This window comes from Bacteroides ndongoniae (assembly GCF_900108345.1).
Taxonomy (GTDB): domain Bacteria; phylum Bacteroidota; class Bacteroidia; order Bacteroidales; family Bacteroidaceae; genus Bacteroides; species Bacteroides ndongoniae.
The window spans coordinates 721088-733857 of record NZ_FNVV01000012.1 but is presented as its reverse complement, the minus strand read 5'-3'; the positions used below and the strand labels follow the sequence as shown (position 1 = coordinate 733857).

General features: G+C 52.8%; 13 protein-coding genes and 1 tRNA gene. 11 read left to right on the top strand and 3 right to left on the bottom strand.

Features of this window, described 5'->3' with window-relative positions; translation table 11 throughout:
- Window positions 1-30 precede the first annotated feature (30 nt).
- The 6 genes from murG (at window position 31) to BQ5591_RS03110 (ending at window position 6665) form a co-directional block, all read left to right on the top strand.
- The gene (murG, locus tag BQ5591_RS21060; RefSeq protein WP_071148586.1) at window positions 31-1176 is read left to right on the top strand and encodes an undecaprenyldiphospho-muramoylpentapeptide beta-N-acetylglucosaminyltransferase; all 1146 of its coding nucleotides are present in this window, start codon (window positions 31-33) and stop codon (window positions 1174-1176) included.
- Window positions 1177-1200: 24 nt separating this feature from the next.
- The gene (locus BQ5591_RS21055) at window positions 1201-2571 is read left to right on the top strand and encodes a UDP-N-acetylmuramate--L-alanine ligase (RefSeq protein ID WP_071148400.1); all 1371 of its coding nucleotides are present in this window, start codon (window positions 1201-1203) and stop codon (window positions 2569-2571) included.
- A 10-nt stretch (window positions 2572-2581) separates the two neighbouring features.
- The gene (locus BQ5591_RS03125; protein ID WP_071148399.1) at window positions 2582-3316 is read left to right on the top strand and encodes a cell division protein FtsQ/DivIB; all 735 of its coding nucleotides are present in this window, start codon (window positions 2582-2584) and stop codon (window positions 3314-3316) included.
- Window positions 3317-3332: 16 nt separating this feature from the next.
- Window positions 3333-4757, top strand: a complete 1425-nt coding sequence (ftsA, locus tag BQ5591_RS03120; protein ID WP_071148398.1) for a cell division protein FtsA — start codon at window positions 3333-3335, stop codon at window positions 4755-4757.
- A gap of 30 nt (window positions 4758-4787) precedes the next feature.
- Window positions 4788-6101, top strand: coding sequence for a cell division protein FtsZ (gene ftsZ, locus BQ5591_RS03115; protein WP_022163386.1), 1314 nt, complete (start codon window positions 4788-4790; stop codon window positions 6099-6101).
- 114 nt (window positions 6102-6215) lie between these two features.
- A complete protein-coding gene (locus BQ5591_RS03110; protein ID WP_022163387.1) occupies window positions 6216-6665 on the top strand; it encodes a GatB/YqeY domain-containing protein in 450 nt (149 codons plus the stop codon).
- A gap of 144 nt (window positions 6666-6809) precedes the next feature.
- Here the strand turns inward: BQ5591_RS03110 and recO are convergent, their stop codons facing one another.
- Window positions 6810-7538, bottom strand: a complete 729-nt coding sequence (gene recO / locus BQ5591_RS03105) for a DNA repair protein RecO (RefSeq protein ID WP_071148397.1) — start codon at window positions 7536-7538, stop codon at window positions 6810-6812.
- A 521-nt stretch (window positions 7539-8059) separates the two neighbouring features.
- On the opposite strand from recO, the gene BQ5591_RS03100 reads away from it, so the two are divergent.
- The 5 genes from BQ5591_RS03100 (at window position 8060) to BQ5591_RS03080 (ending at window position 11378) form a co-directional block, all read left to right on the top strand.
- Window positions 8060-8131: transfer RNA gene (locus BQ5591_RS03100), tRNA-Glu, on the top strand.
- A 41-nt stretch (window positions 8132-8172) separates the two neighbouring features.
- Window positions 8173-8427, top strand: a complete 255-nt coding sequence (rpsT, locus tag BQ5591_RS03095) for a 30S ribosomal protein S20 (protein ID WP_022163390.1) — start codon at window positions 8173-8175, stop codon at window positions 8425-8427.
- Between the two features lie 116 nt (window positions 8428-8543).
- Window positions 8544-10517, top strand: coding sequence for a DNA topoisomerase (ATP-hydrolyzing) subunit B (gene gyrB / locus BQ5591_RS03090; RefSeq protein WP_071148396.1), 1974 nt, complete (start codon window positions 8544-8546; stop codon window positions 10515-10517).
- Between the two features lie 411 nt (window positions 10518-10928).
- Complete coding sequence (locus BQ5591_RS03085; protein ID WP_022163392.1) at window positions 10929-11156, top strand: winged helix-turn-helix domain-containing protein; 228 nt, start codon at window positions 10929-10931, stop codon at window positions 11154-11156.
- A gap of 3 nt (window positions 11157-11159) precedes the next feature.
- Window positions 11160-11378, top strand: coding sequence for a winged helix-turn-helix domain-containing protein (locus tag BQ5591_RS03080; protein WP_071148395.1), 219 nt, complete (start codon window positions 11160-11162; stop codon window positions 11376-11378).
- Window positions 11379-11466: 88 nt separating this feature from the next.
- Here BQ5591_RS03080 and BQ5591_RS03075 read toward each other — a convergent pair whose 3' ends face one another.
- Window positions 11467-12144 carry an MIP family channel protein gene (locus tag BQ5591_RS03075; protein WP_071148585.1) on the bottom strand — a complete coding sequence of 226 codons (678 nt, stop codon included), beginning with the start codon at window positions 12142-12144 and terminating at the stop codon, window positions 11467-11469.
- Window positions 12145-12447: 303 nt separating this feature from the next.
- Window positions 12448-12765: a DUF3784 domain-containing protein gene (locus BQ5591_RS03070; protein ID WP_022163395.1), complete on the bottom strand. Its 318-nt coding sequence runs from the start codon at window positions 12763-12765 to the stop codon at window positions 12448-12450.
- Window positions 12766-12770 lie beyond the last annotated feature (5 nt).

Below are 12770 nucleotides of genomic sequence, written 5' to 3'. Positions count from 1 at the left end.
ATACAACAATCTATTAATACTTCAGACGAAATGAACGAACATCCTCATATCATCATCAGCGGCGGCGGCACGGGAGGCCACATCTTCCCCGCCGTCTCCATAGCCAATGCCATCAAGGAACTGCGCCCCGGAGCCGAAATACTGTTCGTAGGCGCCGAAGGACGCATGGAGATGCAGCGCGTGCCCGATGCCGGATACAAAATCATCGGACTGCCCGTGGCCGGATTCGACCGCAAACACCTGTGGAAGAACTTCGCCGTACTGGTGAAGCTGGCACGCAGCCAGTGGAAGGCACGTAAAATCATCAAAGACTTCAAGCCCCTGGTGGCCGTAGGCGTAGGTGGCTATGCCAGCGGACCCACGCTGAAGACCGCCGGCATGATGGGCATCCCCACCCTGATACAGGAGCAGAATTCCTACGCCGGCGTCACCAACAAGCTGCTGGCCCAGAAGGCGCGCAAAATCTGCGTGGCTTACGAAGGCATGGAGAAGTTCTTCCCGGCCGATAAAATCATCATGACCGGCAACCCCGTACGGCAGAACCTCTTCGGCCACTCCATCACCCGTCAGGAAGCTGCCGACCTGTTCGGCCTCGACCCGGCAAAGAAGACCATCCTGATACTGGGCGGAAGTCTGGGCGCACGCACCATCAACCAGACGCTGACTGCCGCCCTCGAAACGATGCGCGCACATCCCGACATCCAGTTCATCTGGCAGACCGGGAAAATATACATCGAGCAGGTGAAGCAGGCCATTGTCGCCTTCACGGGCGAAGCCGTGCGCCATCCGCACATCACGGCCATCCCCAACCTGTACGTCACCGACTTCATCAAGGACATGGCCAAAGCCTATATGCTGGCCGACCTCGTCATCTCGCGTGCCGGAGCAGGCTCCATCTCCGAATTCTGTCTGCTGCACAAGCCCGTCATACTGGTGCCCTCGCCCAACGTGGCCGAGGACCATCAGACGAAGAACGCCCTGGCGCTGGTCAACAAGGATGCGGCCCTCTACGTCAAGGATGCCGAAGCGATGGAGAAACTCATCCCCACCGCCCTCGAAACCGTGGCCGACGACAACCGCCTGCAAGCACTTAGCAGCAACATTGCCCGGCTGGCTTTGCCCGACTCTGCCCGACGCATCGCCGAAGAAGTACTGAAACTGGCAGATAACGCATAACAACAACCTAAAGACATACAGACAATGAATATAGAAAACATAAAGTCGGTTTACTTCGTCGGCGCAGGCGGCATCGGCATGAGCGCCCTGATACGCTACTTCCTGTCGAAAGGCAAGACCGTAGCCGGCTACGACCGTACGCCCAGCGAACTGACCGAACGCCTCATCGTAGAAGGCGCACAGATACACTACGAAGAGAATGTCGACCTGATCCCCCAGGCCTGCAAGGACAAGGACACTACACTGGTTGTCTTCACCCCCGCCATTCCGCACGACCACCGCGAGTTGGCTTATTTCCGCCAGAATGGGTTCGAGATACACAAGCGTGCCCAGGTGCTGGGCCTCATCACGCGCGGCAGCAAGGCACTCTGTGTGGCCGGCACTCACGGTAAAACCACTACCAGCACCATGACCGCACACCTGCTCCACCAGTCGCACGTAGGCTGCACCGCCTTCCTGGGAGGTATTTCGAAGAACTACGGCACCAACCTGTTGCTCTCGGCCGACAGTCCCTACACCGTCATCGAAGCCGACGAGTTCGACCGCTCCTTCCACTGGCTCTCGCCCTACATGAGCGTCATCACTGCCACCGACCCCGACCATCTGGACATCTACGGCACCAAAGAAGCCTACCTCGAAAGCTTCCGCCACTACACCACCCTCATTCAGCCGGGTGGCGCGTTGATCATCCATACCGGACTGGAGATGAAGCCCGATGTGCAACCCGGTGTACGTACTTACACCTACTCGCGCACCGAAGGCGACTTCCATGCCGAAAACATACGCATCGGCGGCGGTGAAATCATCATCGACTTCGTTGCCCCCGACACGCGCATCAACGACATACGACTCGGAGTTCCTGTCAGCATCAACATCGAGAACGGCGTGGCAGCCATGGCGCTGGCCCACCTCAACGGTGCCACCGACGAGGAAATCCGTCAGGGCATGGCCAGCTTCGGCGGAGTGGACCGCCGTTTCGACTTCCGCCTGAAAACCGACCGTCTGGTACTGTTGAGCGACTACGCCCACCATCCCGCCGAGATAGCCCAGAGCGTGAAGTCCATCCGCGAACTCTACAGCGACCGGAAGATTACAGCTATCTTCCAGCCCCACCTCTATACGCGTACGCGCGATTTCTACAAATACTTTGCCGACAGCCTTTCGTTGCTCGACGAAGTCATCCTGACCGAAATCTATCCGGCGCGCGAAGAGCCTATCCCCGGTGTCAGCAGCCAGCTCATCTACGACAACCTGCGACCGGGCATCGAAAAGTACATCTGCCCCAAGAAAGACCTGCTCAACTTCCTTGCGACGAAGAGCTTCCAGGTGGTCATCGTATTGGGTGCCGGCGACCTCGACAACTATATACCCGAGATAATCAAGATACTCCATTAATACCCAGGTTATGATAAAGCGTATTTTACTTTCCATCGTCCTGCTGCTCATCACAGCCTATCTGGTGATGGCCATCACAGCTTTCAACCGGAAGCCGGAAGGACAGGTGTGCCACGACATACAGCTCATCATTCAGGACACTGCCTATGCCGGATTCATCACCCAGAAGGAAGTAATCAGCATGCTTGAAAAGAAAGGCATCAGCCCCATCGGGAAGAAACTGGACCGCATACGCACCAAAACCGTAGAGAAAGAGTTGTCCAAGCATCCCCTTATCGACCGGGCCGAATGCTACAAGACACCCAGCGGCAAGCTGTGCGTTGAGGTCACCCAGCGCATTCCCGTATTGCGCGTCATGAGCGACAACGGCGAAAACTATTACCTGGACAACAAAGGAACTGTGATGCCTCCCCACGCCAAGTGCGTGGCGCACCTTGCCGTAGCTACCGGAAGTATAGAAAAGTCATTTGCCATGAGGGATTTATACAAGTTTGCTGTATTTTTGCAGAACAATTCCTTTTGGAATGCACAGGTCGAACAGATTCACGTACTGCTGGGCAGAAACGTCGAACTGGTGCCGCGGGTAGGCGACCACCTCATCTACCTCGGCCGGCTGGACAATTACGAGAACAAGTTGAAACGGGTCAAGGCTTTCTACGAGAAGGCACTGAACCAGGTAGGCTGGAACAAATACTCCCGAATAAACGTTGAATTCGGGAATCAGATAATTTGTACGAAGAAATAAACTAAATACATCAAATATGGCAACAACAGATTTTATCGCCGCCATCGAGTTGAGTTCTTCCAAGATATCCAGTATCGCCGGCAAGAAGAACAGTGACGGAAGCATCCAGGTGTTGGCTTATGCACGCGAAGAGGCATCCCAGTTTATACACAAGGGAGTCATCTACAACATTGATAAGACAGCCCAGGCACTGACTTCCATCATCAACAAGCTGGAAAGCCAGCTCAACAACTCTATTGCCAAAGTGTATGTAGGCATCGGCGGACAGTCGCTACGCACAGTAGCAAATGCGGTAAGCCGTACGCTGGAAGAGGAGGGCATCATCTCGCAGGAACTCATCGACAGCATCTGCGACGAGAACCTCGAAGTCCCCTTAGCCGACATGAGCGTACTGGATGTCGCCCCGCAAGAGTATAAAATAGACAATACCCTACAGGCTGACCCCGTAGGAGTTACGGGAAAGCGTATCACCGGGCAGTTCCTGAACATCGTGGCACGGGCCACGCTCAAGAAGAACCTGGAGCACAGCTTCGAACAGGCCAAGATTGAAATAGCCGACTTGCTCATTTCGCCCCTCGTACTGGCCAAAGCCGTACTGACGGAAAACGAAATGCGGTCGGGTTGCGCACTGGTAGACTTCGGTGCCGACACCACTACCGTCTCTGTCTACAAGAACAACATCCTGCGCTACCTCAGCGTACTGCCCCTGGGCGGAAACAGCATCACGCGCGACATCACTACCCTGCAGATGGAGGAAGAAGATGCCGAGAAGCTGAAACTGCAATACGGCGATGCCCTCTACGAGGAGGAAGAAGGAGCCGAAACGCCTGCCACCTGCCAGACAGAAGACGGACGTAGCATCGAACTGAACGTTCTGAACAACATCATCGGCGCACGTACTGAGGAAATACTGGCCAACGTATGGAACCAGCTGCAACTTTCCGGCTACGAGGACAAGCTCTTCTCCGGTGTCATCCTGACCGGCGGAGGCTCGAACCTGAAGCATCTGGAAGAAGCCTTCCGCAAACAAAGCAAGATGGAGAAGGTCAAGACTGCCCGATTCGTTCACGAGACCATTCACGGCTTCAGCGACGTACTGAAGAAGAACGGTACTCAGAATACACTGCTTGGTCTGCTGGCTGCCGGAAACGAAAACTGCTGCTTACAGGAGATTCCGCGCCCCGCGCAAACAGCAACCGCCAACAGCACAGCGGACATGTTCAGCAACGACGAAGAACTGAAGAAACAGGAAGAAGCAGCCCGAATCGCCAAGCTACAGCGCGAAAAGGAAGAGCGCGAACGCAAAGAACGCGAGCGCAAGGAAAAAGAACGGCTGGAGAAAGAGGCCAAAAAGAAGAAGAAAAAAGACGGTCCCAGCTGGTTCGAAAAAACCTTCAACAAGCTGTCCAACGAAATCTTCTCGGACGAGGACATGAAGTAATAAGGGTGATAACAAGAAACATTCATAGTTATGGAAGATATAGTACAATTCGATTTCCCGACCGATTCGCCGAAAATCATTAAAGTGATCGGTGTAGGAGGCGGAGGCGGCAATGCCGTCAACCACATGTACCGGGAAGGCATACACGACGTAGCTTTCGTGGTGTGCAACACCGACCGCAAGGCCCTCGAAGAGTCGCCCGTGCCCGTCAAACTGCAACTGGGGCACGAAGGCCTGGGAGCCGGCAACCGTCCGGCAAAGGCTAAGGAGGCAACCGAAGAAAGCATCAACGAAGTAAAAGACATGCTCAACGACGGTACGAAGATGGTATTCATCACCGCCGGAATGGGTGGAGGAACTGGTACCGGAGCTGCCCCCACCATCGCCCGCATTGCCAAGGACATGGACATCCTGACCGTAGGTATCGTTACCATCCCCTTCCGCTGGGAGGGCGACAAGAAGATCGACCAGGCACTGGACGGTGTAGAGGAGATAAGCCAGCACGTCGATGCCCTGCTGGTGATCAACAACGAGAAACTGGGCGAAATCTACCCGGACCTCTCGGTGACAAGTGCCTTTGCCAAAGCCAACGACACACTGCTGATCGCCGCCAAAAGCATTGCCGAAATCATCACCATGCGAGGCATCATCAACCTCGACTTCAATGATGTGAAAACCGTGATGAAGGACGGTGGAGTGGCCATCATGAGTACCGGCTACGGCGAGGGAGAGAACCGCGTAAGCGAAGCCATCAAGAACGCACAACACTCGCCGCTGCTGAACGAAAACGACATCTTCAACTCCAAGAAGGTATTGCTCAACATCTCGTACAGCGCCGAACACGAACTGATGATGAGCGAGATGGAAGAAGTGAAGGAATTCATGAACCGCTTCAACCGCGACTTCGAAACGAAATTCGGTATGGCCATAGACAACTCGCTCGAAGGAAAGGTGAAAATCACCCTGCTGGCTACCGGATTCGGTATACAGGACATTCACATGAAGGAGATGGACGAGCGCGTCAGCCAGCGTTCGGCCGAAGAACAACAACGCCTGGCCGAACTCGAAGAAGAGGAAGAACAGCGCCGTATGCGTCGCGAAAGCTACTACGGAAGCAATGCCAACAGCCGTAGCCAGCGTACGCGCCGCCGCCACATCTACATCTTCGCACCCGAGGACCTGGACAACGCCGACATCATCAGCATGGTAGAAAGCACGCCGACTTACCAGCGCGACAAGAGTACGCTGAACAGCATCAAGAGCAAAGCCGAAACTGCCGTGCAGCAGGCCACCGAAGCCGCACAGGAGACGGGAGGAAACGACGGAGGAATTATTACCTTCTGATGCCTCACCCCCGACCCCTCTCCCAAGGAGAGGGGGGAGTGGAAGTGGTTGAAATGATTTTCCGTAAGAGAGAATAAAATAGAGAAACGTAGAAACTTAAAAAGACACAATATCATGGATTTATTCGACAAAGTCAGCGAAGACATTAAAAACGCAATGAAGGCCAAAGACAAAGTGGCTTTGGAAACTCTGAGAAACATCAAGAAAGTATTCCTCGAAGCTAAAACAGCACCGGGAGCCAACGATACCCTGACAGACGACGCTGCCCTGAAAATCATCCAGAAACTGGTGAAACAAGGCAAGGACGCTGCCGACATCTACATTCAGCAAGGCCGTCAGGACCTGGCCGAAGGCGAGCTGGCACAGGTGAAAGTCATGGAAGCCTATCTGCCCAAGCAGATGAGTGCCGAAGAACTGGAAGCTGCCCTGAAGGAAATCATCGCCGAAGTAGGTGCCACCAGTGGCAAGGACATGGGTAAGGTGATGGGCGTAGCCAGCAAGAAACTGGCCGGACTGGCCGAAGGACGTGCCATCTCGGCCAAAGTTAAAGAACTGCTGGGATAAAACGAACAAGGCGGTGCTTGCCGGCTGGCAGGCCCGTCGGTTTTACGGAAAGGGGATACAGGATTCGTCCTGCATCCTCTTTCTTTTTATCCCTACCACTACTGTTGCGGGCGTACAACCGGTGCAGAGCACGCACAGACACGCTCAGTCGAACAGCTCCTTCAGCACCTCCAGCGACCGCAGTTCGGGGAAGTCAGGCAAATGCAGACGATAATAGTCGTTGATGACGGACAGACAGCGGGCACGCTCGGTACGGCTCATGCCGAACAGGTGCATCGTCTCGTAGTTCATACGCATCAGACGCCGCAGACGCGCGGCCTCCTGCGGACCAATGTAATGCGAGTGTGTCTGCGGACGCAGCGAAGTGAAGCAGGCAGCCTGCAGGTCGAAATAATCGCCCTCGGCATAATGCTCCAGATTGGGGTACAGACCTAGGAAGCGCGACAGGCGCATCAGAAAAACCAGATGAAAATTGGCAAAGCCGCCACGGCACTCGTCCAGCCAGACAACCGAATGCTGCAGATAGGCAAACAGCGGACGGTTTTCGGCCTCCTCGCGCAAGGCACGACACAGGAACTCGGATAAGAACAGAGCAATGGCCGACTTGTAAGGATCGAACGGCAGCGACGAGAAAGGATAGAACAACTTTGCCTCTTTTACCTTATACATAGTAGCGTTCGGCCGATAGTCTGCCTCCAGCTCTACCATCGCCAGGGGCTGAAACAAAGCCGTCTTCACGGGCGCCTTGCGCGAACGCGACACAGGCAGCAGGAACGACGTGCGTCCCGACACCTCGGTATAAACGTCCGCAATGAGCGAACTGTCCTTGTACTTCAACGTGCGCAGCACGATTCCACGAGTCTTCTGTAACATGCCAATCTCTCCTTTCCGAAGGCAAATCTACAAAAAAATCCTTTTGCTTCACGTGCCATGCATCCAAATATCTCTTCGCCATCCTGCCCCCCCAGACACCCGCCACGGGCACCCTTTGAGAGACACTTGCACGGCTCGTGAGAGACACTTGTACGGCTCGCGAGAGACACTTGCACGGCTCGCGAGCAACACTTGCACGGCTCACGAGCCATACAAGCATAGTAGAAAAGCCACTCCTGCCCCCTTCATACCATCCCTACAGCTTCCACCAACCCGCCAGCCCCATTTTCCACCACTTTCCACGGTTGGGCAAAAGAAAAATGCATTTTCCCATAAAAATTTTATCACCGTCTATTTATTTGATTTACAATATATTACACGCAGTTTGCGAGTATTTCAAACAAAAAACTTCGAAAAATTTCTTGCGAATGTTTTGGTAATTCAAAAATAGTTTCTACCTTTGCATCCGCAAACGAGAAACAAAGACACTCGCTAAGAGCGGAAACGCTCGACAAAAGGATGGCCCGTTCGTCTATCGGTTAGGACGCAAGATTTTCATTCTTGAAAGGGGGGTTCGATTCCCCCACGGGCTACTAAATAAAAAGATAAACGAATTAAAAAAAGATTAGTCGAGATGGCAAATCATAAATCATCACTGAAAAGAATCAGACAGGAAGAGAAGAGAAGACTTCACAACAGATACTATGGCAAGACCATGAGAAATGCTGTTAGAAAACTTCGCGCAACTACTGACAAAGCAGAGGCTACTGCCATGCTTCCGCTCGTTGCAAAAATGCTGGATAAGTTAGCTAAGAACAACACCATCCACAAAAACAAAGCCAATAACTTGAAGTCGAAGTTGGCTCTCTACATCAACAAGCTGGCTTAAGCTGATTGAGTACAAACAAAAGATACAGAAAGGCGAGATTTTTTAATCTCGCCTTTTTTTGTATCTCAAAGATTTTCACTAACTTTGCTCTGTTATTACAATAAGGAAAATACAATATGACAGAAGAAGAAAAGATAAACGGCGAGAACAACTATTCGGCCAGTAACATCCAAGTCCTCGAAGGCTTGGAAGCCGTACGCAAGCGTCCCGCCATGTACATCGGCGACATCAGCGAAAACGGTCTGCACCACCTCGTCTATGAGGTAGTAGACAACTCCATCGACGAAGCCATGGCCGGCTACTGCGACCACATCGAAGTAACCATCAACGAAGACAACTCCATCACCGTGCAAGACAACGGACGAGGTATCCCCGTCGACTTCCACGAGAAAGAACAGAAATCGGCACTCGAAGTGGTAATGACCGTGCTCCACGCCGGCGGAAAGTTCGATAAAGGTTCCTACAAAGTATCAGGCGGTCTGCACGGCGTCGGCGTATCCTGCGTCAATGCCCTCTCCACGCACATGACCACACAAGTATTCCGCAACGGAAAAATCTATCAGCAGGAATACGAATGCGGAAAGCCCCTCTACCCCGTCAAGGAAGTAGGCACATGCGACCCCGCCTTCACCGGAACCAAACAGACCTTCTGGCCCGACGGAAGTATCTTCACCGTCACCACCTATAAATACTCTACCTTGCAGGCACGTCTGCGCGAACTGGCATACCTCAACGCAGGTATCCGCATCACACTGACCGACCTCCGCGAGAAAGACGAAGACGGCAACCCCATCCGCGAAGTATTCCACTCGGAAGAAGGCGTGAAAGAGTTCGTCCGCTACCTGAACAGCAACAACATACCCCTGTTCAACGACGTCATCTACCTGAACACCGAAAAAGCCGGCGTGCCCATCGAGTGCGCCATCATGTATAACACCGGCTACCGCGAGAACCTCCATTCCTACGTCAACAACATCAACACCAAGGAAGGCGGAACACACGAAGCCGGATTCCGTGCTGCGCTGACCCGTGTACTGAAGAAGTACGGTGAAGAAACCTGCGCCAAGCAGCTCGAAAAAGCCAAAGTGGAAATATCAGGCGAAGACTTCCGCGAAGGACTCATCGCCGTTATCTCCGTCAAAGTGTCCGAGCCCCAGTTCGAGGGACAGACCAAGACTAAGCTGGGCAACAGCGAAGTAAGCGGCGCCGTCAACCAGGCCGTGGGCGAAGCCCTCACCAACTACCTGGAAGAGCATCCCAAGGAAGCCAAACTGATTGTAGATAAAGTGATACTGGCTGCCACCGCCCGTGTGGCTGCCCGCAAGGCACGCGAGTCCGTACAGCGCAAGTCGCCCATGAGTGGCGGCGGAATGCCCGGCAAACTGGCCGACTGCTCCAGCAAGGACCCCGACGAATGCGAACTCTTCCTGGTCGAGGGAGACTCGGCAGGCGGATCGGCCAAGCAAGGCCGCAACCGTACGTTCCAGGCCATCCTGCCCCTGCGCGGTAAAATCCTGAACGTAGAGAAAGCCATGTGGCACAAAGCCTTCGAAAGCGAAGAAGTCAACAACATCATTCAGGCACTGGGCATCCGCTTCGGCGTCGACACGGAAGACAGCAAAAAAGCCAACATCGACAAGCTGCGCTACAAGAAAGTCATCATCATGACCGATGCCGATGTCGATGGTTCGCACATCGACACCCTCATCATGACGCTCTTCTTCCGTTACTTCCCCGAAGTCATCCAGCAAGGCTATCTGTACATTGCTACACCGCCCCTCTACCTTTGCACCAAAGGCAAGGTGAAGGAATACTGCTGGACCGACCAACAGCGCCAACGCTTCATCGACACTTACGGTGGTGGTTCGGAGAACGCCATTCACACCCAACGATACAAAGGTTTGGGTGAGATGAACCCCGAACAGCTGTGGGAGACAACCATGAACCCCGAAAACCGTATGCTGAAACAGGTGCATCTGGAGAATGCTGCCGAAGCCGACTACACCTTCTCCATGCTGATGGGCGAAGACGTTGGTCCGCGTCGCGAGTTCATCGAAAAGAACGCCACATACGCTAACATCGATGCATAAACAATCGTAATATATTAACCAACCTCACATCTTACAACGAAGAAGTCCCGGAACAACAGGAAACTCCTGCCCGTTCCGGGGCTTTTCCGTTTCTGTCCCTCGGGAACAACTGTCTACCCCCTTTTCCTCCACCCCATTCGCACCAACGTAACAACAAAGAGAAAAAATCATTAAAAAAAGAGAGATTTCCTGAGAAAAAACTCTTAAAGGTTGTTTTATTATCCGAAAAGTATACTTTTGTAACAGATTCATATAAGAATCTTATTTGAAGTAACAAATCGACAGTCGATTTCCGCTTGCGAAAAAGATTGCCGGTCCCTCTCGAAAGCCAGACAAACTCCTCCGGGAATATGTATGGCCTATTGTATAACCTTACTAAAACGAAAGACAAACCATTAAAAAGAAAAGCCTATGAACATTCAAAGTATCGGCGAAAGCGCAGGCATCATCTGGAACCTGCTTCAAAGCGAAAGCCGGAAGTGGGACTACCAGGAAATCAAACAGGCAACCGGCCTGTCAGACCGAATCATCAATGCCGCCATCGGCTGGCTGGCACGCGAAGGAAAACTTTCTATTGAGGAAACCAAAGTAGGAAGAAGAAACGTATTATACATCGAACTAAATTATTATATCGGCTAAATTATGGATAAATACACTATCGGAAACAATGCAGGCATCGTCTGGACCTTGCTGAACGACGGCAAACGCTGGAAATACGAAGACCTGAAAGCCGCATCGGCACTATCGGACAGAGACCTGAACGCAGCTATCGGCTGGCTGGCACGAGAAGACAAAATCTACTTCGAGACAGATAGCAACAACGCGGAATACCTATATCTTTCTCTCAACATCTATTATTAAAAAGACAGTAGGAGCAACATCTACACATAAGCTCCCGCCCGGCACAGCCATCGGCCAACCGGACGGGAGCTTATACTTTTCACCGCAATCAGTCTTTCTCCAGATAGTTCCAGACCATCGCACTGAAGGCTGCACCCACAAAAGGCGCGATAATAAAGAGCCATAGCTGCGACAACGCTGCTCCACCCTCGAACAAAGCTGGACCGATGCTACGTGCTGGATTGACCGACGTACCCGTGATGGGGATACAGACAATGTGTACCAGCACCAGCGTCAGACCGATGGCCAGTCCAGCCAACTGTCCGGCACCTTTTTTAGGGTCGGTCGAACCCAAGACAACCAGAACAAAGATAAACGTAAACACCGCCTCGGCCACGAAGGCTTGCACCGTCTCTCCAGCGTCGAAGCTGTTGGCACCCGTTGCCGTAGGGCCGTCGTGCGCACCGGTCGTGATAAGCGCATAAAGTACCGCCGACCCGATAACGGCTCCAATCACCTGAAACACCATGTACATAGCGGCCTCTTTGCCCTTCATGCGTCCCGAAAGGAAAACGCCCAGCGTAATGGCCGGATTGATATGGCAACCCGAAATGCCTCCAATAGCATAAGCCATGGCCACAACCGACAGTCCGAAGGCCAAAGCTACTCCAATAGTTCCTACACCGGCGCCTACCGTATCGGCCACACTGCCGGCAAAAACAGCACTACCACATCCCATGAGGACGAGCACCATCGTCCCCACCATTTCTGCAATGTACTTTTTCATAAGCATATAAGATTGGTTGTCCAACAATTATACGCTTTTTTTCCGAGAAAAACAAGTCTTGGGGAGAGAAATCGAGGAAAAGCTCCCTTTGCCCATACCCATCTCCGCCCGATCCGGCAAAACATCAACACCTGTTTCCTGCAGAAAATACAAAGAAAAAGAGGGATATTGGAGCACACTTGTACGGCTCATGAGAGACACTTGTACGGCTCACGAGAGACACTTGCACGGCTCACGAGCAATATTAACCACTATTCAGAAGTTGAAATTCTATTCAGATAGCAGACACCATCCTGCCTGCAGTCACCGCCCGCGATCGTAACGCTGCGCGGCAATCAGTATATAAAATGCTCCCAGCATGGGTACCAACACGACACTTAACAGCAAGGCTATCTGCCCGCGCATGCCAGCCAACACCAGCAGGTAATGACACAGAACGAGGAGCACCCCGATCATGCAGAACGCACGGCACATGAAAGTCCTCAACCCTTCGACATCGACTTTCTTCTGCCGCTCGGACGACATCGTGTTGTAGCCCGCTATCAGTTTCGGGTTTTTCCGTACAAGCAGTCCCAAGACAACAAACAGGGCGGCAAAAAGCCAGACGAGATAAGCTTCCATAACCT